The organism is Marinobacter salarius, from assembly GCF_032922745.1.
In the GTDB taxonomy this organism is placed as follows: domain Bacteria; phylum Pseudomonadota; class Gammaproteobacteria; order Pseudomonadales; family Oleiphilaceae; genus Marinobacter.
Window position 1 is genome coordinate 3799505 of the sequence record NZ_CP136693.1, and the last position, 23411, is coordinate 3822915.

25 protein-coding genes and 1 pseudogene are annotated in these 23411 nt (G+C 56.4%); 10 read left to right on the plus strand and 16 right to left on the minus strand.

Annotation, left to right across the window (positions count from 1 at the left end):
* Positions 1 to 131: 131 nt before the first annotated feature.
* Both R1T46_RS17705 and R1T46_RS17710 read left to right on the plus strand, forming a co-directional pair.
* Positions 132 to 524: a YeeE/YedE family protein gene (locus R1T46_RS17705; protein ID WP_317306379.1), complete on the plus strand. Its 393-nt coding sequence runs from the start codon at positions 132 to 134 to the stop codon at positions 522 to 524.
* Entirely contained in the window at positions 521 to 922 is a 402-nt protein-coding gene (locus R1T46_RS17710) for a DUF6691 family protein (protein ID WP_199446745.1), read from the plus strand. Before R1T46_RS17705 ends, R1T46_RS17710 begins: the two co-directional genes overlap by 4 nt.
* A gap of 104 nt (positions 923 to 1026) precedes the next feature.
* Here R1T46_RS17710 and R1T46_RS17715 read toward each other — a convergent pair whose 3' ends face one another.
* The 13 genes from R1T46_RS17715 to R1T46_RS17780 all read right to left on the minus strand — a co-directional run bounded on the left by R1T46_RS17715 (position 1027) and on the right by R1T46_RS17780 (position 15024).
* Positions 1027 to 2391, minus strand: coding sequence for an NADH-quinone oxidoreductase subunit N (locus R1T46_RS17715; RefSeq protein WP_317306380.1), 1365 nt, complete (start codon positions 2389 to 2391; stop codon positions 1027 to 1029).
* Positions 2391 to 3860, minus strand: coding sequence for an NADH-quinone oxidoreductase subunit M (locus R1T46_RS17720; protein ID WP_317306381.1), 1470 nt, complete (start codon positions 3858 to 3860; stop codon positions 2391 to 2393). The genes R1T46_RS17715 and R1T46_RS17720 overlap by 1 nt, the downstream gene beginning before the upstream one ends.
* A 15-nt stretch (positions 3861 to 3875) precedes the next feature.
* A complete protein-coding gene (locus R1T46_RS17725) occupies positions 3876 to 5774 on the minus strand; it encodes an NADH-quinone oxidoreductase subunit L (protein WP_317306383.1) in 1899 nt (632 codons plus the stop codon).
* On the minus strand, positions 5771 to 6082 hold the full coding sequence (nuoK, locus tag R1T46_RS17730; protein ID WP_036206236.1) for an NADH-quinone oxidoreductase subunit NuoK: 312 nt from the start codon (positions 6080 to 6082) through the stop codon (positions 5771 to 5773). Before nuoK ends, R1T46_RS17725 begins: the two co-directional genes overlap by 4 nt.
* Positions 6079 to 6615 (minus strand): NADH-quinone oxidoreductase subunit J, encoded by a 537-nt coding sequence (locus tag R1T46_RS17735; protein ID WP_074210963.1) that lies wholly within the window; start codon positions 6613 to 6615, stop codon positions 6079 to 6081. Before R1T46_RS17735 ends, nuoK begins: the two co-directional genes overlap by 4 nt.
* Complete coding sequence (locus R1T46_RS17740) at positions 6615 to 7511, minus strand: complex I subunit 1/NuoH family protein (protein ID WP_036206231.1); 897 nt, start codon at positions 7509 to 7511, stop codon at positions 6615 to 6617. The genes R1T46_RS17735 and R1T46_RS17740 overlap by 1 nt, the downstream gene beginning before the upstream one ends.
* Positions 7508 to 9448, minus strand: coding sequence for a heavy metal-binding domain-containing protein (locus R1T46_RS21660; protein WP_348161086.1), 1941 nt, complete (start codon positions 9446 to 9448; stop codon positions 7508 to 7510). Before R1T46_RS21660 ends, R1T46_RS17740 begins: the two co-directional genes overlap by 4 nt.
* Positions 9445 to 9807, minus strand: a complete 363-nt coding sequence (locus R1T46_RS17755; protein WP_036206228.1) for an NADH-quinone oxidoreductase subunit A — start codon at positions 9805 to 9807, stop codon at positions 9445 to 9447. The genes R1T46_RS21660 and R1T46_RS17755 overlap by 4 nt, the downstream gene beginning before the upstream one ends.
* A gap of 80 nt (positions 9808 to 9887) precedes the next feature.
* Positions 9888 to 10304: a hypothetical protein gene (locus R1T46_RS17760; RefSeq protein WP_036206225.1), complete on the minus strand. Its 417-nt coding sequence runs from the start codon at positions 10302 to 10304 to the stop codon at positions 9888 to 9890.
* 102 nt (positions 10305 to 10406) lie between these two features.
* Positions 10407 to 11753, minus strand: a complete 1347-nt coding sequence (locus R1T46_RS17765; protein WP_036206222.1) for an APC family permease — start codon at positions 11751 to 11753, stop codon at positions 10407 to 10409.
* Between the two features lie 129 nt (positions 11754 to 11882).
* Positions 11883 to 12632, minus strand: a complete 750-nt coding sequence (locus R1T46_RS17770) for a copper resistance protein B (protein ID WP_036206219.1) — start codon at positions 12630 to 12632, stop codon at positions 11883 to 11885.
* Entirely contained in the window at positions 12629 to 14410 is a 1782-nt protein-coding gene (locus R1T46_RS17775; protein WP_317306391.1) for a copper resistance system multicopper oxidase, read from the minus strand. The genes R1T46_RS17770 and R1T46_RS17775 overlap by 4 nt, the downstream gene beginning before the upstream one ends.
* An 86-nt stretch (positions 14411 to 14496) precedes the next feature.
* Complete coding sequence (locus R1T46_RS17780; RefSeq protein ID WP_317308329.1) at positions 14497 to 15024, minus strand: cupredoxin domain-containing protein; 528 nt, start codon at positions 15022 to 15024, stop codon at positions 14497 to 14499.
* Between the two features lie 202 nt (positions 15025 to 15226).
* Between R1T46_RS17780 and R1T46_RS17785 the strand changes: the two genes are divergently transcribed.
* The 8 genes and pseudogenes from R1T46_RS17785 (at position 15227) to R1T46_RS17820 (ending at position 20954) form a co-directional block, all read left to right on the plus strand.
* Positions 15227 to 15892 (plus strand): response regulator transcription factor, encoded by a 666-nt coding sequence (locus R1T46_RS17785; RefSeq protein WP_317306392.1) that lies wholly within the window; start codon positions 15227 to 15229, stop codon positions 15890 to 15892.
* Positions 15879 to 17231, plus strand: coding sequence for a sensor histidine kinase (locus R1T46_RS17790; protein WP_317306393.1), 1353 nt, complete (start codon positions 15879 to 15881; stop codon positions 17229 to 17231). Before R1T46_RS17785 ends, R1T46_RS17790 begins: the two co-directional genes overlap by 14 nt.
* Positions 17232 to 17751: 520 nt before the next feature.
* Positions 17752 to 17832 (plus strand): annotated as a pseudogene (locus R1T46_RS21665) (signal peptidase II); the annotation flags it as partial.
* Between the two features lie 25 nt (positions 17833 to 17857).
* Positions 17858 to 18766, plus strand: coding sequence for a cation diffusion facilitator family transporter (locus tag R1T46_RS17800; RefSeq protein ID WP_036206197.1), 909 nt, complete (start codon positions 17858 to 17860; stop codon positions 18764 to 18766).
* Between the two features lie 42 nt (positions 18767 to 18808).
* Complete coding sequence (locus tag R1T46_RS17805; RefSeq protein ID WP_317306394.1) at positions 18809 to 19546, plus strand: hypothetical protein; 738 nt, start codon at positions 18809 to 18811, stop codon at positions 19544 to 19546.
* Between the two features lie 73 nt (positions 19547 to 19619).
* Complete coding sequence (locus R1T46_RS17810; RefSeq protein ID WP_317306395.1) at positions 19620 to 19886, plus strand: DsbA family protein; 267 nt, start codon at positions 19620 to 19622, stop codon at positions 19884 to 19886.
* A 22-nt stretch (positions 19887 to 19908) separates the two neighbouring features.
* Complete coding sequence (locus tag R1T46_RS17815) at positions 19909 to 20751, plus strand: cytochrome c oxidase assembly protein (RefSeq protein WP_317306396.1); 843 nt, start codon at positions 19909 to 19911, stop codon at positions 20749 to 20751.
* Complete coding sequence (locus tag R1T46_RS17820; protein ID WP_317306397.1) at positions 20748 to 20954, plus strand: hypothetical protein; 207 nt, start codon at positions 20748 to 20750, stop codon at positions 20952 to 20954. The genes R1T46_RS17815 and R1T46_RS17820 overlap by 4 nt, the downstream gene beginning before the upstream one ends.
* A 110-nt stretch (positions 20955 to 21064) precedes the next feature.
* Here the strand turns inward: R1T46_RS17820 and R1T46_RS17825 are convergent, their stop codons facing one another.
* From R1T46_RS17825 to R1T46_RS17835, 3 genes are all read right to left on the minus strand, one after another.
* Complete coding sequence (locus tag R1T46_RS17825; RefSeq protein ID WP_317306398.1) at positions 21065 to 22369, minus strand: MFS transporter; 1305 nt, start codon at positions 22367 to 22369, stop codon at positions 21065 to 21067.
* A gap of 61 nt (positions 22370 to 22430) precedes the next feature.
* Complete coding sequence (locus R1T46_RS17830; protein ID WP_317306399.1) at positions 22431 to 22778, minus strand: DUF6488 family protein; 348 nt, start codon at positions 22776 to 22778, stop codon at positions 22431 to 22433.
* A 29-nt stretch (positions 22779 to 22807) separates the two neighbouring features.
* On the minus strand, positions 22808 to 23407 hold the full coding sequence (locus R1T46_RS17835) for a hypothetical protein (protein ID WP_286809984.1): 600 nt from the start codon (positions 23405 to 23407) through the stop codon (positions 22808 to 22810).
* Between the last annotated feature and the right edge of the window lie 4 nt (positions 23408 to 23411).

Here is a 23411-nt window from a genome sequence, read left to right on the forward strand (position 1 = left end):
CCGTTAGGTGGAGACGACACACTGTCCACCGGGCAAATCGTGGCATTTGAAGAGGTATAGAAATGGACTGGAGCTCTTTTACTCAAGGTGCCTTCGGAGGTCTTTTAATAGGCTTGTCCGCAGTGATGCTTATGGTCACGTTGGGACGTATTGCAGGCATCAGTGGGATGGTATCAGGTCTGATCTTTGATCGGTTTACTGCGGAGTCTGCCTGGCGACTGGCGTTTGTGCTGGGCCTTGTCAGCGGGCCTCTGTTGTTGGTTGTCCTGAACGGCTCGCTTGGAAATGTGGCGGGCAATCCGGAAGCCGTGGTCGGCGCGCCCATCGGTGGCGTGCCGCTGATGGTCGCGGCTGGTTTGCTGGTGGGCTTGGGGTCTGGTATCGGCAACGGTTGCACCAGTGGGCATGGTGTTTGTGGTATCGCCAGGCTATCCCCCAGATCCATGCTGGCAACGCTGGTTTTCCTCCTGACGGGTGTTGTAACCGTCTACGTCGTCAGACTCATGACAGGACACTCTTTATGAAACTGATTTTTGGTTACCTGGCTGGTTTGTTGTTTGGCCTGGGTCTGGCTATTGGCGGTATGACTGACCCCCAACGTGTACAGGGCTTTCTCGACGTCTTTGGTAACTGGGACCCAACGCTCATATTTGTCATGGGCGGAGCCGTGGTAACAACGTTTGTCGGCTACCAATTGGTGTTCCGTCGCCAGGGCCCTCTGTTCGCAGAAACGTTTATCGTGCCCACACGTCGTGATATTGATACCCGTTTATTGATTGGTGCCGCTGTGTTTGGGATAGGCTGGGGTCTATCAGGTTATTGTCCGGGCCCGGCCTTTGCGTCAATAAGCGGTATAACCTGGCCTCTCGTGGCGTTGTTGCTGTCGATGGTCGCTGGTTGGTGGCTGGCTCGCCGGGTCTGAGGTAGCACAGCATAATTTGCCTGCTGGGGTAAGATGGCGATTTTTTGACCACGTCAGCATTCGGCGGCTTTCTCGCATGGATGCCGAACACAACACTAGGCACATCATACGATGTCGCGAACAATCATAAACTGGGCACCCAGTCCGATGATGAATGTGGCTGCAACCGTCGCAAACACCACGAATCCCAGCCATGCATCAAGCTCAACGGATGCAGAATCCCCTCCCCTGTACATCGGCACAACAATGCGCAGATACACTGCCAGCGACAGTGCACTATTGATGATCGCCACCACCGCCAGCCATGTGAACTGGACGTCAATGGCTGCCGCAAACAGAAGGAACTTGCCGACGAAACCTGCCAGTGGCGGAATGCCCACCAATGACAGCAGGAAGACTACCATTGCGATGGCAATCAAAGGCCGCGACCGGCCCAGCCCGCTAAAATCGTTCAGAGTGCGCCCGGCTATGGCGGCAACCGCGAAAGCGCCCAGGTTCATAGCCGCATAGGCGGCGGCGAACAGAATGATCGATGGTAAGGCCAGCTCACTGGAGCCCACCGCGAGGATGCCCAGCAGGAAATAGCCGGACTGGGCAATCGACGAATAGGCCAGCAGCCGGATGACGTTATCCTGCACCAGTGCCGCAAGATAGCCATAGGTCATGCTCAGCACGGCCAGCCCCGCCATGACCGCAGCCCAGCCGGTTTCCGGTGGCAGGTGACGAACCACCTGAGTGAGCGCAAACAGGGCGCCAATCTTGGGCACGACCGACAGGTAGGCGGCAATCGACAGTGGCGCGCCCTCGTAGGCGTCGGGTGCCCAGAAGTGGAACGGAACCAGCGATGCCTTGTAGCCCAGACCCACAACCACAGTCACGAACCCGAGAATCACGGCCAGCGGCATGGTATCCATGGCCGGCAGATCGGCGATCAGCGTAGAGCCGGAGGCACCGAACCAGTAGCTCAGGCCGAAAATCATGATGGCAGTGGTGACTGAAGCGAACACAAAGAATTTCATGGCCGCTTCGGTCGCCGGATCAGTATCCGGATAGGCAACCAGGGCAAAGGTGGCCAGGCCGGTCAGCAACGTACCCAACACCAGAAACATGGTGTCCCCTGCCCCCGCCAGTACCAGAGCGCCCAGAGTGGAAAAGATCAGCAGGCTGTAGACCGTACCCTCGCGGGCGCTGCCCCGGACATCCACCCGCGCCAACAGCATCGAGAGCACCGTAGCTGGTAGCAGGATGAGCTTGGCCCAGATGCTTAACGTATCGATGCGGAAACTGCCGCCAAATACCGTTGTGTCTGTGCCGAGCAGGCGCAGGGTCAGCCCGGTGCCAACGACCAGGCCGATGACGGCAATGATCAGCGAAATCCGGGGCTGTCGCAGCATTTCTGCAATCAGGGCACCAACAGCCGTCAGCAGAACGACAATTTCTGGAATGATTAATGCCAGATCACGACCCATTACAGCACCAGTGCCGAAGTAGTCCGGTGAATGACGTCCAACACCCAGGACGGCGCCACGCCAGTGGCAACGGTGAGCACCAGCAGGGGCGCCACCGCAAGAATTTCGCGCGGGCTCAGGTCCGGCATTCTATTCCAGCGATCCCGGGGTTCACCCAGAAAGATTTCGCGCAGGGCCTTGAGAAAGGTCCCGGCGATAATGGCAATCCCCAGAATCACCACAACCGCGATAGGAGTGGTGCCCAGAGTCGCGAGGAATATCTGGAACTCCGCCGGGAAGTGCGCGAGACCTGGAAGTCCCAGAGACGCAAAAGCCGCCAGCACAAAGAACCAGCCAAGCAGTGGAACCGTTTTGAGCAGGCCGCCAAACTCGTTCATTTCCCGGGTATGGGCGCGCTCCTGGATCATGCCTACCAGCAGGAACAGGGCCCCCGTGACCAGGCCGTGGCTGAACATCTGCAGCACGGCTCCATCCAGCGCGACGGCACGCACCGACGGGTCCAGGGTCAGTGCGGCAACTGCGACGCCGACAATGACGTAGCCCATGTGGTTGATTGAGGTATAAGCCACCAGGCGCTTGAGATCGGTTTGTGCCAGGGCGGCAAAAGCGCCGTAGATTGCGCTGACGACCCCGAAGAACAAAACAACGATTCCGGCATCGCGGAGGGCGTTAGGGGTCATTTGCAAGGCGAACCGCACCAGCCCGTAAGTGCCGAACTTCAGCATGATACCCGCCAGGATGACGCTACCAACAGTCGGTGCCTGAACGTGGGCCGCAGGCAACCAGGTATGCAACGGTATCGCAGGAATCTTGACCGCAAAGGTAATCAGCATGGCGATCAACGCCCACATGGCCGCCGCCCCTTCCAGTGGAGGACTGGCAATCCACGCCCGCATATCAAAGGTGGGATCAGGGCCGCCGAGGTAAAGCCCCAGAATTGCGAGCAACAGTGGCAGGCTGCCCAGCAGCGTGTAGATAAAGAACATCAGGGCGGCCCGCTGCCGGTCTTCATGTCCCCATCCGGCAATCATGAAATACATCGACACCAGGGAAACTTCGAAGAAGACGTAGAACAGAATGCCGTCCAGGGCGGTAAAGGTACCGATTGCCGCGGTTTCCAGAAGCAGGATCAGAGCTACGTAGGCACGCGGACGGTCGCGAAGCGACGACGCGTAGATCAGAGAAACCAGGAAAAGCACGGCACTCAGCAGTACCAGCGGCAGGCTGATGCCATCAACCCCGACCCGGTAGGCCGCGCCAATAGCCGGCATCCATACCAGCTCTTCGACCTGGGAAAAGCCGTCACCACTCACGCCCTGAAGCCACATGGCCAGAGCGCCAACCAGAGTCAGGGCGGCACTGACGATCGCTATGCTGTGCACCGTCCGTGCCGTCGGCTTCGGCAAACACAGAATCAGCACAGCGCCGACGAGTGGCAAAAACAGGGTCAGAGATACGAGTGGTAACATGAGTACAGGGTTCCTTTAGACACTCAGTGAAGCTGAAAACAGGATGGCCAGGAGCACAGCGGTGGCTACGGCGCTGATCGCCAGGCTGTGATGGATCAGGCCGCTTTGCAGGGTTCTCGCCCGCGCGCCGAGGTCCCGCACACCGGACACCAGGGCGAAGATCAGGCCGTCGATACCACGCTCATCCCCGCCCCGAACCCAGCGACCCACCGCCAGATTGGCGCGGCCAACGCCAAGCACGGCCAGATACAAACGTTGTTCCAGTCGCTCGCCCCCACGGGCAATGGTGAGAGCTGCACGGCCAATGCCAAGCGCGGCCGCGTACAGATGGTCTTCCAGACGGTCACAGCCCCGGGCAATAGCCATTGCGGGCCGGCCTATCCAGGCGGTAAGCCCGCCCGCAACTTCCAAACCCGATTCTGCCCATTGATGGGCAGGTCCAAGCAGGCGCTGGACCGGCACCAGCCAGCCCAAGGCCAGCCCGACCAATGCGGCGACGAGCCCCAGCACTATGGCGACGGTACCTGCGGTTTCCGGAGCGGGCAGATCAAGTATTGTTTCCAGGGGACCAAAGGCCAGACCCAGGCCAGCGGCGGGAATTGCCAGCCCCCAGATGCCAGCGCGCATCCAGCCAGTACCTTCTACCGGCCGGCTGTCGCCCGAGCCCTGCCAGAGCACCCGTAGAGCCCGGGCCATATAGGCACCGGTAAGCAGAGTGCCCGCCAGGGCCAGGGGGCCGAGCCAGGCGGCGCCTTGCCCCGACAGCGCGGCAGCAATTACCACATCCTTGGAAAAGAATCCGCTCAGCGGTGGAATGCCGGCCAGCGCCAGCGCTGCCAGCGCAAAGCCGGCAAAGGCCCAGGGCCTGGCGCGGCCAACGCCCTTCAACTGATCAAAAGCGGTACCCTCGCGGGCATGTTGAAAGTCACCGGCAGCAAGAAACAGGGTGCTTTTAATGGCAGCATGGGCGAGAAAGTGCAACAGCGCGGCCATCGGAACCCCGGCGCCCACAGCAATCAGCATCAGGCCGTACTGACTGGCCGTGGAAGCCGCCAGCAGGCGTTTGAGATCACGTTCAGCCAGCGCAATGACCCCGGCTGCCACCGTGGTGACACCACCCACAAGCCCTATAGCGAAAAGCGCTTCAGGACTCAGCAGCGTCGCAGACCGGATTAGCAGAATGGCGCCCGCCGCCACCAGCGTGGCCGAGTGCAGCAGCGCCGAGACCGGTGTCGGGCCGGCCATGGCGCGCATCAGCCAGTCCTGCAGGGGAACCTGGGCCGACTTGCCCATGGCCGCCAGCAATAACAGCAGCCCGGCGGCGGTCGAGGCACTACCGCCAGCTTCCAGAGAGGCGGCAATCTCACTGGTACCTGACGACCCGATGAGTATGAATATCGCCACATAAAGCCCGAGATCGGCGCTGCGGGTATAGAGAAAAGCACGGCTGGCTGCGTTTGCGGCTTCCGGCCGCTGGAACCAGAAGCCGATCAGCAGGTAACTGCAGAGGCCGATGAGTTCCCAAGCCGCCAACAACAAAACCCAGTCGCCAGCCAGCACCAACGCCTGCATCGCCGCCAGGAACAGCGACATTACGGCATAAAAGCGCGCCTGGCCGGACTCCCGCTTCATATAGCCGATGGCATAAACCAGAACGAAGGTTCCGACCGTGGCCACTGCCACACTCAGCAGTGCCGTCATCGGACCCGCAACCAGGCGCAAGGGCATGTCGGGCAGCCCGGGTAGAAGCAGGGTTTCGGCCTGGCCGTCAAGGGCTCCGGCCAGCAGCCGGACACCGCCTGCCAGGCTGAGCGTCGCGCCAGCCAGGGCCAGCGCAGCGCTGCCACGGCGCAGTATCAACACCGCCAGGGCGGCTATCAGCGGTGGCAATATCGGCAGAAGCACTGCACTCATCCTTTCAGGTCCTCCGCTTCTTCCATCTCGACTGAGCCCTTGGCCCGGAAGCGCGCAATAGCAACGCCAAAGCCGACCGCCATCTCCAGTGCCATAACCGTCATCACCACCAGCACAAACATCTGGCCGGAATAGGCTTCCGGATGCAGAAAGCGCCAGAAAGCCACCAGATTCACCATGGCGCCTGCCAGCATCAGCTCCACGCCCATCATGATCATCACCAGATTGGTCTGTGACAGAGCTCCATAGACTCCGATACCGAACAGGATGGCGCCGGTCACAAGCGCCAATATCAGAATCATGGTCATTCCGATGCCTCCTTGTCGTCTTTACTTGACAGGTTCTGCACCGGTATTGCCACTGCCGTGGCGGCAATCATTGCGGTCAGGATGGTGATACCGGCGGTCTCAAAGATCATCATCGAGCGCCCGAGCAGTTCCATGCCCAACGCCCGTGTCTGCGCTTGCGCGTCCACCACCTGCTCCGCTGCGGGGCCCCAGTCGGACAGCAGCGCAACGGCGATGGCGACAACGGCGGCACTCACCCCGGCACCTATCGAGAAGCGCTTCTGGTGGCTCATATCCATACCGCCAAGCCCGCCGGGATCCATCATGAACATCACCATGAAGATGGCCATGATGCTCATCTCGGTGGCCATCATCATGATCTGCAGCACGCCCAGGAATTCGGTTTGCATCGCCAGGAACAGGCAGCCGACGGCGGTCATCGAAAACAGCAGTGCCAGTGCGGAACGCATCATGGACGAGGTGCGAAACACCACCACGCCGAAGCCAATGGCAGCCAGCCCGAAAACGGCAACGAAAAAAGCCTGTGCATACATCAGGGAACCACCAGAATCAGTAAGCCGACAATAATGATATTGAGCAGTGCGAGGGGAATACCCAGGACCCAGCACCACCGCATCAGATTCGCCTCGCGGATGCGTGGCAGATAGTGGCCGACGAGCAGCATCGACACGGCCACGGCCAGGGTCTTGATCAGGCTCCAGGCCGAGGGCGGCAGCAGCGGCCCATGCCAGCCGCCGAGATAGAACACCGTGGTCGCGGAGGCCAGCGTAACCACCAGCGTCAGCCGGGCAAGGCGAAGCACCGCCAGGCGTACCCCGGTATACTCAGCGTCGACACCGCCGCCAAGCTCCCCCTCTGCAGAAGGCAGGTCGAAAGGGGCGCGGAATGCCAGTGCCATGGCCGCAATATAAAACAGCACGAAGCCCAGGGGCTGGTAGACGATGTTCCATAGACCCGCTTGGGAGCCAACGATCGCAGTGTTTACCAGGGATTCGGCACGCATGGCCACGGCCGTGATCGGCATGACAATCAGCATGGAATAGGCAATAAGCTGGCCCAGAAAGCGCCAGCCACCGATCATCGCGTAGGCTCCATCCGGCCCCCAACCCGCCATGATCACCGCGACGAGCACGTAGGCCAGGGCCGCGTTCACAAACAGTGCGCCAGTGCCAAGGTCCGCAATGATCAGGTCCGGCGCCAGCGGCAGGACTGCCATACCGAGCACGGCGACAACCAAAAGAAGCACGGGCGCGGCCTCGAAGAAGACCCGGTCTGGTGAGCGCGGTACTATGGACTCACGGCCGAGGTGAGCCAGGCCGCGAAACAGAGGCGCGGCCGGGCTCAGGCGACCAGTCGCCATCCAGCCCTCAACCACAGCCAGCAGCCAGGCGCTGCCAAGCAGCGCGAGCAAAACAATAGCGACGGTCACGAAGTCACCTCCCAGGGCGAAAGGTCCAGTGACCCGACTGCCAGCAGCGCATCGCCCAGTTCCTGGCCCTCGACAAGCTTAGGGACCAGGCCGATATGCTGACTACAGGCGGTGTCCAGCTTGTATGACTTAACATGGCCGCGCTCCAGTTTCAGACTTAGCCGGGCCTCGCCGCGCGGAGTGTCAACGGTGGCCTCACCGGTTCCTGACACATCGCCAACGTCGCGCAGAACCGGCAGCGCCGGTTCCCCGCCCGACTTTATAAGGCCAAGGCTGGCGGAAATTTCGGCCAGGCGTTGCCTCAGGCGCGCCCAGGCATCTCCACCTTCATCCGCAGCACGCGCTACGGGCCCGCGCAGGTCAGAAGATTCCGTTGGCAGCAGGCCGATACCCTTAAGCCGTGATTTGAGTAAAGGCGTTCGCTCAAGGCGGGTTCCCAATGTGCGCAGCGCTGGCTCCAGGGCAGCAAGACTGTCCCTGTTAGCCTCTCTGACTTGCAGTTGCAGAGTTGCGGCCCGTTGCGTCAGCCAGGCAAAGCCGAGCTGGCGCCCTAACTGAGCCAGCCAGCCAAGGTGACTGGCGATGCGCTCACGCTCAAGGGCGCCGGTGCGAGCACCGGCGTTTGCCGAATCGCCCTCCAGCCCTGCCGCTTGCTCTATTGCCAGACAGACTAAAAGACGGTAGCTCACCGGTGCCAGTGGAATTGCGGCTGACAGATACCCAATGAAGGTCTCAGCATCCATCTCTTCACTTTCTTCAATATTCTCACCTTCGTTGGTCACCCCCACCAGGGAGGTCGCCTGCCCTTCGGTCACACCGTCGCCGTCGAGCGTGAGCGTCAACTTCAGTCCGCCGGGCAAGCCGGGGAAGACCGGACCGAACGGCACCTCAAGCCAGTCCATCTGCAGGCCATCGGCACTGCGTGGCAGATCCTTGGTGACTTCAATCATCGACATGAATCCCGAGGCGCCATGATCGTGGCCACCGTGATCGTGGCCACCGTGATCGTGGCCACCGTGATCGTGCCCTCCATGCTCATGCCCACTGTGATCATGCTCACCGTGATCATGGCTGGAATGTTCATGTTCTGAGTGTGCCTCATCTTCCCCGTCCTCGCGGACTACCAGGTCCATACCGCACTTGGGGCAACTGCCAGGCTCGTCCCGAACAATTTCGGGGTGCATGGGGCAGGTATATTCGGTCGCGGCATTTTCGTGAGCGTGTTCCTGTTGGTGTTCGTTACTGTGTTCGTTACTGTGTTCGTTACTGTGTTCGTTACTGTGGTCGTGGTCGTGGTCGTGGTCGTGGTCGTGGTCGTGGTCTTGGCTCTGGTGTTCGTGATCATGGTGATGTTCATGATCGTGGCCGCCCTCAGGGGTTTGCTCCCCCGCTTCGCGTGCTACCAGATCCATGCCACACTTGGGACAGCTGCCCGGCTCGTTCTGGACTACCTCCGGATGCATAGGGCAGACGTACTCGATTTTGACGTGCAGGACGGAGGCATCAAAATCCTCCGCTGAAGTAGCGAAGGCACCTTCCGCCAGTGCCCGCTTCAGCCGCCCAACCGCGTCGGCCAGTGCCTTTTGCGACAGACCCGCTGATACATCAGCATCCGGAAAAGACGATGGCGTCTTGCCGCCAAGCATGAGAATAGTGCGGGGCCGGGGCATCTGCGCATAAAGCACCGTTGCAACCTCGCCCATTTTTTCTGAAAGCCCGCCGACGATCAGAAGCACATTCGCATCACGGGGTGAGGCGCTGACACGCATGCCGGTGGCACTCACATTCAAGCCATGCGCCAGAGCGACATCCTGTCCCGGGACGATGAGACAACTCAGGTCACGCGCAAATGCACGGGAAACCCACTTCTGAAGAGCGGCAAACCGTGTCTGCCTCTGACGCGAACCTGTGGTGTTAATGGGATGATCAGAAGTCATTGACGCCTCAATGCCCCCTGACTCCAGCCATAAAGCAGGCCCAGAAAGAGGATGGCAAGAAATACGCCCATATCATACAAAGCAACCAGCCCTACTTCTTTGTACACGACGGCCCATGGGTACATGAACGCCATTTCCATATCGAAGGCCAGGAACAACAATGCGTAACCGTAGTAACGCGCGTGATAGCGCCCCCACACCGGATCCCGCGACAGCACACCGGAGCTTGCCGGCACATCCTTGCCCGGCTCCCCGCGCGCAGAGCCCATCACGCGCACAAACCCGTAAAGGCCCAGGATGGTAGCCACGATGCCGACCACCAGGGCAAGTAAAAGACTATACAGTTCCAAAAAACTCATTATCCAATCCTCGGATCGAGCAACCAAATAGCCCCTCACTCTCTTGCCAGGATGCCCGATGAAAATAATTCCCGGGTACCCTACTCCAGTCCGTGATGCTTCCCTTCGTATAATTTAACATTCCTGATCTCGCCTCCCTCATTGACCAATTCGAAATTATTGCCAGACAAAGGCTTTATCTTGTTACAGGAATAGTTGCGACCGTAGACAGATGTGCAAAATTTACCGTCTTTCACCTCCCATCTTCCAATATAATGGGTAAGGTTTCCCTGTTGTTCACGATACTTGGTCATTCCATAGATCGACCCATCGGGATCATAGTACTCATGAAAGGTTCGAGTGCGAAAATTGTCTTGGGCATCCCGAAATACCATTTGCACCGTGTTTCCGACGACGACATTGGCAACATCTTCGCCCGAGAGAATCTCATCAGCCTGTAAATATGGCGCTTGTAAAAACAACAAAAACACGAATAGTCTAAAGCTATTTGCTTTCATCCTGATCCCTCCCGCTTTCGTTCAACAATTGGTGTCACATCAACGCTGGCGTCTAGTCCTATCACAGGGTTACAAAAAGCTCAACGATCCAGTTATCGCCGATTAGTGGTGATCACGGACATGCGATTCTTCATGTTCCGAGCGCAGAAACTTCTTCAGAAAAATATGCTCTGCTGCGACGATAACAATCATCGTAATTACCGCCACGCCAATAACAAACGGATCACTATTCAGTTTGACCCAGACGAAACCCACGAGTACGAGCAAATCCAGGACGATAGCAATCGCTGGCACCCACGCCTTTGCCTTCACATCGTCGCGCAAATGACAAAGAACTCCCCAGTGAATGGCAATATCCATTACCAAATAGAACACAATGCCCAGAGCGGCAATCCGTGAGAGGTCAAAAAACGCCGTCAGAACGAGCCCGAGAACCACCGTGTAAACCAACGTGTGCTTCTGGATACTGCCAGGCATACCGAAATGACGGTGAGGAACCAGCTTCATTTCAGTCAGCATGGCCAACATACGCGAGACGGCGAAAATGCTGGCCAGAATGCCACCGGCGGTGGCCGTCATAGCAATCGCCACCGTGAACCAGACCGCATACTCGCCCAACGCCGGACGCGCTGCGGCCGCAAGCGAATAGTTCTGCGTTTCAATGATTTCACCCAGCGACAGATTGCTGGCAACCGCAAAACCCACCAGGGTATAAATCACTACGCAGGCCGCGATGGAAATAATGATCGCCCGCCCCACATTCCGTTTGGGGTCGATTACCTCGGAGCCACTGTTGGTAATCGTGGTAAAACCCTTGAAGGCCAGTATTCCCAGCGCCGTCGCACCCAGAAAATTACCCGTTGCTCCGGCTTCGCCCGTGCCTGAAAAGTCTACTGCGAGGTTATCAGTAATCCAGATACCCACAATTCCGAAAATCAGTATGCCTCCAATCTTTAACACGCCTATGAAAGACGCTACGCTCTGAATCATCCGGTTGCCGAGTAGATTGATCAGAAACGCTGCCATAATGAGGGCTACGCCAAGAATCGGCACCATTCGGCCGCTTTCATCGCCACCGAACAGTTGCATGGTGTAAGATCCAAAGGTTCGGGCCAGGAAGCTCTGGGCAATTACCATCGAGAAGTACATCAGCAACGCGTTGAAAGCCGTCGGCAACCGATCACCGTATGCTTTGTGCAAGTACATACCGATACCGCCGGCGGAGGGGTATGCATTTGAAATCTTGATGTAGGAATAGGAGCTGAAACTGACGATTATCGCCGCGGCCAGAAACGCCAATGGAAACAGAGTGCCCGTCATCTGTGCCATCTGCCCGGTCAAAGCGAAGATACCGGCACCAATCATCACCCCGGTACCCAGCATAACGGTTCCCGTGAGTGTGAGACTCCCCTCCTGATAGCGAGTGGTTCGGTCCTGCTCCCTGCTCATTCGCTCTCCTGATACTCTTATTCAAAAACCTGACATGCCACCGAAATCTGACGGGGCATTTCGAACATTTGACCTACATCAAATCCTGAAAAAAAAGCCAGGGGAAGACCCTGGCCCAAGACACCACGGTCAGAACACGATACGAGCACCAATCACGGCAAACCAGTCTTCTCTACCACCGCCGTCTGCCTGCGCAAAGTCCGCCGTATCACCATACTTACGCTCATGCACCACGCCCAAGTATGGCGAGAATGCCCGGTCAACCAGATCATAACGCACCCTGAGGCCGGTTTCCGTGGAAACCAGCCCTTTACCAACGCCAATTTCACGATCCTCACTGAATGCGACCGTCGCATCCAGTGTCGCCCCGAGGATCCAATAATTGGTGAGTAATAATTCATACTCCGCATCCAGCTCAGCGGACGTCTCACCTTCATTGCTCACATACAGATTTGCATCGATCTCAAACCATTGGGGTGCCAGCCCGGCGACACCGAGAACGGCATACGTACGGTCCGGCCCTTCGGGCGTATCGAAACGCACACCCGCTTTGGCGTCGAAAAACCTGGAGATGGGGATCTGGCCGACCAACTGGTTTTCCAGTGTTTCGTAGGCCTGCTCCTCGATCTCGTACTCCCCGGTTGTGAGCAAGCGGACTTTAAACTCGTCGGTGCCATAAAAAGCATCCGCGTTCCAGACGCCCAGTTCCTCGTTATCGTCGCTGTAGCGGTATTCAAACTCCTCGAACTGAACACCCCAGGTTTTGAGCGGCTGCTTGCGAGCAGTGGTGTCGGAGATCATTTCCTGAGCTGTCACCGCCGTTGAGAAACCAGCAGAGGCAAGGAAACTGACCGCGACAAGTGATCGAATACAGCTCATGCCTCACCTCCATCTTCAGCAATCACGTCTGTTTTGGCCTGCGGCGACTCTGGCCCACCTTCAACAATCACCTTACGGAACATACCAGCGGCCGCGTGGTAGGACAGGTGACAGTGGAACGCCCACTGGCCTGGCTCATCAACCTCGGTTTCCATGTACACCGTAGTGCCCGGGTTCACGCTAACGGTGTGCTTGATCGGGTTCCACTGGCCTGCGCCAACATCAAGGATGGACCACATACCGTGCAGGTGCATGGGGTGAGTCATCATGGTTTCGTTGACAAACTTGAAGCGGACCCGTTCACCGTATTTGAGACGAATCGGATCGGCGTCTTCATACTTGACGCCATTAATGCTCCAGGTGTAACGCTCCATATTGCCGGTCAGGCGAAGCTCGATCTCCCGGGTCGGTTCGCGGTCTTCATACAGCGGATCCTGAGCCTTGAGGTCAGCGTAAGAGAGGAACTTACCGCCATTGGCAGCTTTGGGCATGAGGCCACTGCCCTTGGCGTAAAAAGGATCGTTTTTTTCTTCTTTCCCCATCGCCATGGAACCATGGTCCATGCCGGACATGCCCGAATGATCCATATCTTTCATGTTGGAATGATCCATACCTTCCATATTGGAATGATCCATGCTGCCCATGTTGGAGTGGTCCATCCCGGACATATCTCCCGAGCTGCTCATATCCATGTTCCCATGATCCATGCCAGACATGCTGCCATGGTCCATTCCAGGCATGCCCCCCATGTCAGCCATGGTCAGACGCGCTGGTTCACGCATTGGTGGCACAGCCCCTTCCATACCCTTCTCCGGGGCCAGCGTAGCCCTTGCATACCCGGAACGACCCATGGATTCAGCAAAAATGGTATAAGCCTGCTCATCTTTCGGGCGCACGATCACATCGTAGGTTTCCGCTACACCGATCCGGAACTCGTCCACACTGACCGGCTGAACGTTGTTGCCATCAGCCTGGACAACCGTCATATCCAGACCGGGAATCCGGATGTCGAAGTAGGTCATCGCCGAAGAGTTGATAAAACGCAGCCGGATGCGCTCGCCCGGCTCAAAGAGTCCGGTCCAGTTCTGGTCCGGCCCTTTACCATTGATCAGGCCCGTAAAGCCATGCACGTCTTCGACGTCTGCTTTCATCATGCGCATGCCACCCCAGGCCATGCGATCCCGAACTGTGTTCATAAAACCGTTCTCGGACACATCCGAGAAAAACTCGCCCACGGTCTGCTGGTCGCGGTTGTAATAATCAGTCATCATTTTCAGGTTGCGCATGATGCGATCACCGGAATGCGGGTGTTTGTCGGTCAATTGGACGACGTATTCACGATCGTAGCGGAACGGTTCACGTCCCTCGGGTTCGATAACGATGGAACCGTAGGCGCCATCCGGCTCCTGAAAACCAGAGTGGCTGTGGAACCAGTAGGTACCCGCTTGTTGGATGGGAAATTCGTAGGTAAAGATTTCACCCGGCTTAATGCCTGGGAAACTGATACCTGGCACACCGTCCTGATCAAAAGGAAGGATCAGACCGTGCCAGTGAATAGACGTCATCTCGTCCAGGTTGTTGGTCACGTTAATCCTGACGTTTTCGCCTTCCTTAAAGCGCATCACCGGCCCGGGAGACTTTCCGTTATAGCCAATACCGTCTTTGACAAAATCGCCGGTATCAATTTTTACTCGATCAACCGTCAGGTCATATTCGCCGGCCAATGCCAATGACGATATAAACAGACTCAACAACCCTGCGACTAGATAAACTTTCACCCATATTACTCCAAACTGCGCCTTTAAAGGCGGGCTGGAGACACCGCCCCAAACCCGCCGTTCACTACTCTTTCATGAACATCGTTTTATTTGAAATTGACTTCTCCATACATCCCGGACTGATAGTGGCCTGGAACGTTGCATGCAAATTCAATATCGCCCTGGTCAGTAAATTTCCAGACGACCTCTTTGCTTTGTCCCGGCTCAAGTAAAACGCTATTTGGATCGTCGTGCTTCATGGACTTCCCATCGCCCATGTCCATCTCCATCATGTCGTGGTTGAGCTTGCTGCCCTGAATCACGCCGTGCTCAACCATCTTCATCATTTCTTTCTGATGACCTTCATGCATGGACGGAGTGCCAATATTGAACTCGTGAACGAGACTACCTTCGTTCTTCACCACAAAGCGCACGGTTTCGCCGGGCTCAACAGTGATTTCTTCCGGCTCGTAGTAATTATCGTACATTTCCACCGTGATAGTGCGACTGGCTTCGGAGACTTTACCCGGTTCGCCGCTGCTGGCGCCATGGCCACCGCCGTGCGCACCGGCGGCGAGGGTCACTGCCGACATCGACATGGCAGCGGCTGCAACAATCAACTTGGATGCGTTCATCTTGTCTTCTCCTTTGTCATACTGACCGGCAAAGCCGGCGCTGGTTAAGCCCTGAACATAGAGCAATGCCAAAATAGGAACAACACCATCGCGCACTAACCTGAATTCTTACTGAAAATATCCAACTATTTTGTCGTTCAGGATGAATTCAGGTTGATCGGCGACACTCGACACACTCTTGACTCAGAGAAAGGGCACCGCGATGCGATTACTACTCGTTGAAGACGACCGATTGCTGGCAGACGGTTTAGGTCGTCAGCTTGAAAAGGCGGGATTCAGCGTTGATACAACCCATACGGCCAGAGAAGCCGCGATTCTGGGCGAGCAGGAAGATTATCGGGCGGTTGTTCTTGATCTTGGTCTGCCTGACGGCAATGGATTGAGCGTTTTAAGGACGTGGAGAAAACACCAGATCGGCTTTCCGGTGCTAATCCTTACGGCAAGGGGCGACTGGCACGACAAAGTAGAAGGACTGAAAGCGGGAGCAGACGATTACCTGGCAAAACCCTTCCAGACTGAGGAGTTGATCGCCCGGCTTAATGCCATTGTGCGTCGAAGCGAAGGTCGCATTCATTCCGTGGTAAAAGCCGGACGCTACGAACTGGATGAGAATCGCCAGAGCCTGAAATCCGACGATGGCAAAGAATACAGCCTCACGGGTACAGAATTCCGCCTGCTGCGCTGTCTGATGAGCCGTCCCGGTCATGTATTTTCAAAAGAGCAGTTAATGGACCAGCTTTACAACCTGAACGACACCCCGAATGAGAACGTCATCGAAGCCTACATTCGCCGATTGCGAAAACTGGTAGGCAACGACACCATTTCTACCCGTCGCGGCCAAGGGTATCTGTTCAATGACACTGTTTAGCAAGCCCAAATCCGTCAAAGGAACTTTGCTATTATTACTACTGCCTGCCGGCATTGCGTTAATGGGGCTTGCATGGCTGGTTCACGGCTTGTTACTGGACCGGATGTCCCGGGAATTCGTTGCGACACGACTTAAGGATGAGGTCGCCTTTCTGGAACACCAGATTCGCGACTCTGGCGGTCAATTGGATAATCTCCAGACCGGCGACTACTTTCAGGAGGTGTTTCACCACGCCTTTGCCATACATTCTCCTTCTTCAACCATTATTTCCCCAGATTCCTGGACGCCGGTGTTAACGTCCTTGATTGAATCAGCAGAAGATGGAACCCGTCGTGTGCAGGATGCGGATACCGTCGATGGGCCAAAGGACATTCTCGCGTATCGAAAGTCGTTCCAGGTGGGCAACACCCCTATTGTAGTAATCGTGTCCGAGGATCTAGGCGCCCTGAAACGCAGCCAGGCAGAATTGCACGCGTGGACGGCCATCGTCTCTATCTTGCTAATTCTGCTCTTGGTCGTTGTGATCTGGTTCGGTATCAATCTGTCCATGCGCCCCGTTGTCGAGCTAAGAGCCACGTTAAAGCGACTTCAGGATGGCAGAGTTTCACGAATTCATGTTCAGACACCTGAAGAGTTTCGGCCACTGGTCCAGCAGCTCAACCAATTGCTCGACTCGCTGGATCAACGCCTGGAGCGATCGAGGGATGCGCTGGCAAACCTGTCTCACAGCGTGAAAACACCCATTGCGGCCGTTCGACAGATCCTTGAGGACGCCAGCCGCCCGCTCTCCAACGATCTCCGCCTTCAGATGACCGCGAGGCTCAATGACATCGACAAACAGCTTGAAGCGGAAATGCGACGCAGCCGCTTTGCCGGGCCACAGGTTGGCAAAAGTGCCTACCCCCTTGAACAGGCGCGGGATCTACTCTGGATGCTGGGGCGGCTATACCCGGAAAAATCCTTTGAACTGTCGAGTTCTCTACCGGAGGACGCTCGCTGGCCGATTGAGGAACACGACCTGAATGAAATCATGGGCAATCTCCTGGACAACGCAGGCAAATGGTCAGAACGATGCGTGGAACTGTCACTCGTTCAACACTCCGGAAATCTGCAGATCGGCGTTTCAGACGATGGGCCAGGCGTCATTGAGACTGAAATCGGCAAGTTGGGCCAACGGGGATTGCGGCTGGATGAGCAAACGCCCGGCCATGGCCTTGGGCTGGCGATTGTTCGGGAAATTGTGGAACGTTATGGTGGAAGCCTCCATTTCTCACGCGCCAAAGAACACGGACTTTGCGTGACAGTCGACGTCCCCAGGGCTTCGAGTACGATCAGCTAAAACCGAATACCTGCACCTGAGCCCCCATTCCGCCAGGCCCGTACAGTACTTCTGATTCCAAAATCCGTCCTCGCGGAGCTTACTGAGGAATCTCTGATCCTGGCTGGTCAACTCACCCAGATATCCAAAGCCCGGAGGTGTGCCAGAATCTTTCATAAGAGACTCACAAATAATCGCCGCAGGAATTGCCGTTGCCCGATAAAGATCAGGGCGGCCAATTGATACCGAAAGCTTCGGCCCAGCAGCTAATACAGGGTCAAGTGGTGACACTTGAACATGCGCTGGTTAAGGGGTCCCATATCCAAGCATAGGCTAAACATTGACTCTATAGTTACTACAGAGTTTTAAATAGCGATATTCGAACGAGCACCAGAAACGTGAATATGAGTATCGACCGGAATGAATAGTGTGGCAAATCACCCTATTTTTTAACAGGGTGCATCTTTGAAATAGGGCCGCGGCCTTCAGTCTCTTTGCCGATGGCGGGGGCTGGCACTGGCCGGCGTTCAATCTTGCCGACGTCTTCATAGTCCTGGGTGTGACCATGATTTTTGTCACGGGCTTCAGGGCCGAAAAAAGTGCCGGAAACAACACGAAATGAACAACTACCGAACAAGGAGAAAATAATGGGCCACGAGCATGCTCACATGTCACCGGATACCAAGGACAAGCGAGTTGCAGTAGCCATCTGGGCGAATGGCATCCTGACTGTCGCCCAGATCGCGGGCGGGATCTTCGCCGGTAGCCTGGCGTTGATCGCCGACGCTATACATAACTTTTCAGACATGGCATCGCTGGTTATCGCTTTTGCGGCCCGGAAAATTGCACGCCGCCCGGCCGACTCAAAGATGACCTTTGGCTATGGGAGAATTGAGATCGTTGCGGCACTCATAAACTACACCACCTTGATCATGATAGGCCTCTACCTGATCTACGAAGGTACCATGCGATTCATTGAACCGACGGAAATCAAGGGATGGTGGGTAATCTGGCTTGGCATTGTCGCACTGGTGGTGGACGCGTTGACCGCGCTGCTGACCTACTCTATGCAGAAGGGCAGCGTTAATATTCGTGCGTTGTTTTTACACAACTTGTCTGATGCGTTTGCATCAATCGCAGTCGTTGTAGGCGGTGCCCTGATTCTCCTTTACGACATGCGCTGGGTTGATCCCGCAATCACAATTGGTATCGCCAGCTACATTCTCTACCTGGGCCTGACGGAAATCGGCGGAACCATCCGAACACTCATGCTGGGAAGTCCTGTGGATATTGACACAGATTCGGTCATTGAGGCTGTATCAAACGTAGAAGGCGTTATCGACCTTCACCACGTACATTTCTGGCAGATGGGTGAGCATGATGCCTCCCTCGACGCCCATGTGGTGGTCGAGATAAGTGCCTGGAATGAACTTGAGAAAGTCAAGGATGGGATAAAACGAACTTTGGAAAACGAATTCAGCATCACTCATTCAACATTGGAGTTTGAGCACCCTGATCACAGTCACAAAGATGCCCATACTTATGGCCATGGCTAGCAGGGCTGCTGAAAAGGGTGCCGTGTGGCAGATCGGCTGCGAATGGCCGACATGCCACACGGTTACGAACACCTTATGCGAGACGTAATTGAACGCCATCAGGTCTGGGCCTACCTCATCGCTGTTTTTTCCGGCCTCATTGCCGGATGGACCTCTTCCCTCGGCGACAGGGTGGAGGAGTGCCAGAGCACCCGAGCCATTGCGGCAACGCCGGTTCTGTTGATTGCTCAACTGGCTCTTCTGCCACTCTACCTCTGGCTTTTTGTGGGCAGTCAATTCGATTTAAATCTGGAGCTTGGGCGACACCTCCTGCCGGCCTTTGTCGGGCTGATTGTTGTCCCGCTTATCTTGGCATTTCTGACTGAAAAATGGGCCGAAAACTCCAGAAAAGCCACCGGGTTCATTCGCTTCATGGGCCTGATGCCGGTCCCTATGCTGACAGTCGTACTTTTCATCATCACGATGACACAGGTCAGTCAGATCGACAGTACTGGTCTGCTCATCTGGCTCTTGATGATTGTGTTCCCGGCCTATCTGCTAGCCGTGGTTCTGGTTGGAAAGGCTCTGCGCCGGGTCTTTCGATTACCAGTAGAAACCGCTCGCACCGTCGTCTTCAGCCTTGGAACACGCAACTCCTTCGTGGTTTTACCTTTGGCACTTTCAATGCCGGAGGCCTTGGCTGCCGCCGTCGTGGTGATTGTCGTCCAGTCTTTGGTGGAACTGTTTGGAATGATGCTTTATCTGCGGTGGGTGCCTGGTCGGTTGCTACCGGACATCTGAAAAATCTGACCTCTCCCGTTATCGGCCCTCAGGACGCTCAGGTAACCATTGTCGAGTTCTTCGGCCCATCGTCATGGAAGCCCAGCCCCAATGGCATGGCGATCCGGATGTCCTCGCAGCATGGGATGCGGCGGAGTCAGCCGGGCTGGATGTAGAAGCCGCTCGGGCCGGCATGAATTTGCCCGACATTGACGGCATTATGCAACAGGATGCTATGGACGTTAAGGCGGTTGGAATTTCCGGAACTCCAACATTCTACGTCAACGGAGAAAAGTTGAGCCAACTGGGACCTCAGGAACTGTACGACCTGGTGACGTCCAAGGTAGAGTCATCGAAATAACAACATCAGAACTGGCAACGCTATGTCACTGCTTGACTACCTTCTACCCTACGATTTCTCGACGCTGACCGTGCTGAGCTACATGCTCGTGATGGGGTTCTATGGCATCGGACTGCTTCGGATGCCGGATCAGGATCGGCCTGGCGCGCTGCGGATTTTTGCTTTCACCTTGGGGGTGCTGATCTGTTATACGGTGATGCAGACACGCTTCGACTACTACGCGCAATACATGTTCTTCGTCCATCGGGGCCAGCACCTGATTCTTCATCACATCGGGCCTATCCTGATCGCGCTTTCCAATCCCTTGCCAGTCATGCGGTTCTGGTTTGAAAAAACCAGCCCGGGCTGGAAGCGCACGCTCCGGCCTCTGGGTTGGGTTTATCAGGTTCTGCAACAGCCCTTCATCGCCCTTTTCCTGTTTGTTGGGCTCATTTATTTCTGGCTGTGGCCATCGATCCATTTCGACGCCATGCTCAGCCGGGATCTGTACTGGGTCATGAACTGGAGCATGTTGCTGGATGGTCTTCTGTTCTGGTGGTTGATCTTTGACCCAAGACCGCCGGCGATCACCTCATCACTGGGGTATGGCAGACGCATGTTGGTTCTGGCTGCCGCAGGTGTGCTTCAGATGTTTCTTGGGGCGTGGATTGTGTTCTCACGTGACATGGTTTACGACGTTTACGAAGTCTGTGGCAGGGCCTGGCCCCTGGACCCGGAAGTCGACCAGCTCCTGGGCGGTATGCTGACCTATATCCCACCGGCCATGATGAGCATCCTTGGCATTCTTCTGATGCTCCGGCGAGCCATGCATCAGGACGGAAAATACACCAATCAATCCAAACAACTAGAGGAAACAGCGTCATGAGAACTCGCTTCTGGCGACAACGAACCAGAATCATACCGGCGACCCTAACGCTGATAGCGGTTCTATTGCTGACTGGTTGCCTTAGCAACGACGCGGAGGACTGGAATGGTAAAAACATCAGTGGCCTGGACCCGGAGTTTCAGGATGAGGTGCTCACTCTGTTCGTGAGTGTAGATCCGAAACGTGACACGCCTGAGCGCTGAAGAGATTCGACGTGACCTCGTTGCTCTTATGCAAGAGGATTCCTGAATCGAGTTGGAGTTGATCTTAGGGCACATTTCATCAGCTTGACGCCTAAAGGCGACGAAGTCATTTAACCCGGCCACCGCGGATGCAGCTCATCAATCACATACCGGTGGGAATGCTCCGCTCCCGATTCCGTTCTGTGCGGGTGGTCGCGTGGCAGGTCATGATGGCTATGGGCAATCACCAATGGATCATCGGCGGGCCACAGTCGGCTGGCTGCAATCAGGAAGACGAGTCCCAGAACCGCCAACGCCATCAGCGTTGGCTGAATGCCGGCAGATGAGCCAAGCCATCCCGCCAGCGGATAGGCAATCAGCCAGCCGGCGTGAGACAGCGAAAACTGGGCGGCAAAAAGCGCTGGGCGGTCTTCGCCATGAGAAGACTGGGTGAGCAAACGACCTATGGGTGTCTGAACCGTTGAGAATCCAACACCAAGCAGCGCCCAGACTGGCATCAGCATGTAGAGGCTGTCAGCAAACCACGCCGCGCCCAAGCCGCCGAGCAACACCCAAGCCCCTGCCAGCATCACCGAACGGTCCTTCCAGCGTTTGAGCAGCGCGGGCAGCGCCAGTGCCGCCAGCATGGAACCCGCGCCGAATGCCGCAAAAGCCATGGCCGTGTGCTGATCGGTCAGGCCAAAACCACCCTGCACGATCACTACGGTGTTCACGATCACCATGGAGCCGGCCATGCTGACCACCACATTCAGCGCTATCAATCCCCGAAGGCGCGGTGTGGCCATAAAGATGCGAAACCCACGACGGGAGCGTTCGTAGATACCCCGACGCTTCTCCGGCGCGGAGCCAGAAGGCAGAGCCACCGATACGACGAGCAACGCTGATGCTATGAAGCCAACCACCGTGCCTGAAAACAGCCCCTGCCAACTGGTAACCAACAACAGCATGCCGGCCAGAGCCGGACTGATCAGGTTTTCAAGATCGTAAGCCAGACGGGAAAGGGACAGCGCCCGCGTATAGTCGTCCTCGTTGGGTAAGGTGTCCGGGATGGTGGACTGGAACGTCGGCGTAAAGGCCGCAGATGCCGATTGCAGCACGGCGATCAGTACATACACCTCCCAGACCTCAGTCACAAAAGGCAAGGCAAGTGCAACGGCAGCTCGCACCAGATCCAGAGAAACCAGCATCACACGACGAGGTATGTTCTCCGCCAGTGCTGCAGCAATGGGGGCAATGAAGACATAGGCGACCATTTTGATTGCCATGGCTGTGCCAACCACCTGCCCCGCCTTATCACCAGCAAGATCAAAGGCCAGAAGGCTCAGGGCAACCGTTGCCAACCCCGTTCCCAGCAGGGCAACGACCTGGGCTAAAAACAGATGCCGGTAGGTGCGATTTTTCAGAATCTCAAGCATGGTTCTCCTGACTAAAGACCCGCAACCGGGCGGTTAGCGGGCCTTTGCTCCATCTCCAGCTTTACATTTTGCCGGAGTGGTTAGCTCCAACGGGGTTGCCGTACTCATCCACAAAGACATACAGGTTCGCTTTGTCTTCGCTGGCAGAGTCAGGATTAGCAAACTGGACGACCCATAGTTTACCCGCCGAGGTAGACCGTTGCTCGGCCGTGCCTCTGGAGGCTTCCGCCCAGCTAGAAGCAATCTGTTCTGAATTAACGAGTTGCTGCTTGACGGCGGCCGCCCGCTCGGTCACCTGCTCTTTCGAAACAGGCTCCGAAGCACCATGGCTATGGCCAGCCCCGGCAAATGCGTAGCCGGAAACCGACAAAACAATGACCGCTGCAAATACGTGAATCATTTTTTTCATGAGATAACTCCTAAGGATCAATAATTGAATTACTTCTTGCTAATGCCGCTGTAAAACCCGCTGGTATCAAGAACCACAGTGACAGCTCTTTCTCCGCGATTTTCCCAGTACCATCCATGCGTACCGTCAAACGGTGCCTCAAATGCTCCGCTCGCAGACGGCTGGTCGCGCCCCTGCCAGTAGCTGGTGAAATTGTCGCCGTCATTGAACCGTTCACCGTGCATATCGAAGTTCACCGAACCTCCCTCCGTGGTCCAGTTAAAAACCATTCGATCTCCCTCGGCCATTGTGGCTTTGACTTCCAGACCCTCGTTTGGTCCCAAAGTTACGGTCGTGGAATCAGAACTCAAACCTTCTGGCGTTTTCCAGACCGGACCAGCCGGCAATGCCAGCAGGTTACCCGACGAGGCCGATTCCGACTCAGGCTGCGTGGACTCAGCGGCGTTGGCCTGACTGAGTACAGTCAACCCCATGGTCTGGCCGAGTCCCGTGGGATCGATGCCATATTCGGCTGGGAGGATGGTTGTGACCAGAACCACGCCGCCGATAACAGCAGCCACTCCGGTCGCCTTGAACAAGCTTTTTGAGGAAGGAAGTCCCTCACGATTCATATTGGAAATGTCTTGCATGGTC

Bases quoted from the DNA above. Each gene is read 5' to 3' on its own strand.
- R1T46_RS21660 (WP_348161086.1), bottom strand. From the start codon at position 9,448: ATGACTTCTGATCATCCCATTAACACCACAGGTTCGCGTCAGAGGCAG.
- nuoK (WP_036206236.1), bottom strand. From the start codon at position 6,082: ATGACCATGATTCTGATATTGGCGCTTGTGACCGGCGCCATCCTGTTC.
- R1T46_RS17770 (WP_036206219.1), bottom strand. From the start codon at position 12,632: ATGAGCTGTATTCGATCACTTGTCGCGGTCAGTTTCCTTGCCTCTGCT.
- R1T46_RS17735 (WP_074210963.1), bottom strand. From the start codon at position 6,615: ATGTATGCACAGGCTTTTTTCGTTGCCGTTTTCGGGCTGGCTGCCATT.
- R1T46_RS17765 (WP_036206222.1), bottom strand. From the start codon at position 11,753: ATGAGCAGGGAGCAGGACCGAACCACTCGCTATCAGGAGGGGAGTCTC.
- R1T46_RS17835 (WP_286809984.1), bottom strand. From the start codon at position 23,407: ATGCAAGACATTTCCAATATGAATCGTGAGGGACTTCCTTCCTCAAAA.
- R1T46_RS17725 (WP_317306383.1), bottom strand. From the start codon at position 5,774: ATGAGTGCAGTGCTTCTGCCGATATTGCCACCGCTGATAGCCGCCCTG.
- R1T46_RS17805 (WP_317306394.1), top strand. From the start codon at position 18,809: ATGGCCGACATGCCACACGGTTACGAACACCTTATGCGAGACGTAATT.
- R1T46_RS17820 (WP_317306397.1), top strand. From the start codon at position 20,748: ATGAGAACTCGCTTCTGGCGACAACGAACCAGAATCATACCGGCGACC.
- R1T46_RS17755 (WP_036206228.1), bottom strand. From the start codon at position 9,807: ATGAGTTTTTTGGAACTGTATAGTCTTTTACTTGCCCTGGTGGTCGGC.
- R1T46_RS17760 (WP_036206225.1), bottom strand. From the start codon at position 10,304: ATGAAAGCAAATAGCTTTAGACTATTCGTGTTTTTGTTGTTTTTACAA.
- R1T46_RS17720 (WP_317306381.1), bottom strand. From the start codon at position 3,860: ATGTTACCACTCGTATCTCTGACCCTGTTTTTGCCACTCGTCGGCGCT.
- R1T46_RS17705 (WP_317306379.1), top strand. From the start codon at position 132: ATGGTCACGTTGGGACGTATTGCAGGCATCAGTGGGATGGTATCAGGT.
- R1T46_RS17790 (WP_317306393.1), top strand. From the start codon at position 15,879: ATGACACTGTTTAGCAAGCCCAAATCCGTCAAAGGAACTTTGCTATTA.
- R1T46_RS17830 (WP_317306399.1), bottom strand. From the start codon at position 22,778: ATGAAAAAAATGATTCACGTATTTGCAGCGGTCATTGTTTTGTCGGTT.
- R1T46_RS17710 (WP_199446745.1), top strand. From the start codon at position 521: ATGAAACTGATTTTTGGTTACCTGGCTGGTTTGTTGTTTGGCCTGGGT.
- R1T46_RS17810 (WP_317306395.1), top strand. From the start codon at position 19,620: ATGGAAGCCCAGCCCCAATGGCATGGCGATCCGGATGTCCTCGCAGCA.
- R1T46_RS17780 (WP_317308329.1), bottom strand. From the start codon at position 15,024: ATGAACGCATCCAAGTTGATTGTTGCAGCCGCTGCCATGTCGATGTCG.
- R1T46_RS17825 (WP_317306398.1), bottom strand. From the start codon at position 22,369: ATGCTTGAGATTCTGAAAAATCGCACCTACCGGCATCTGTTTTTAGCC.
- R1T46_RS17785 (WP_317306392.1), top strand. From the start codon at position 15,227: ATGCGATTACTACTCGTTGAAGACGACCGATTGCTGGCAGACGGTTTA.
- R1T46_RS17815 (WP_317306396.1), top strand. From the start codon at position 19,909: ATGTCACTGCTTGACTACCTTCTACCCTACGATTTCTCGACGCTGACC.
- R1T46_RS17715 (WP_317306380.1), bottom strand. From the start codon at position 2,391: ATGGGTCGTGATCTGGCATTAATCATTCCAGAAATTGTCGTTCTGCTG.
- R1T46_RS17800 (WP_036206197.1), top strand. From the start codon at position 17,858: ATGGGCCACGAGCATGCTCACATGTCACCGGATACCAAGGACAAGCGA.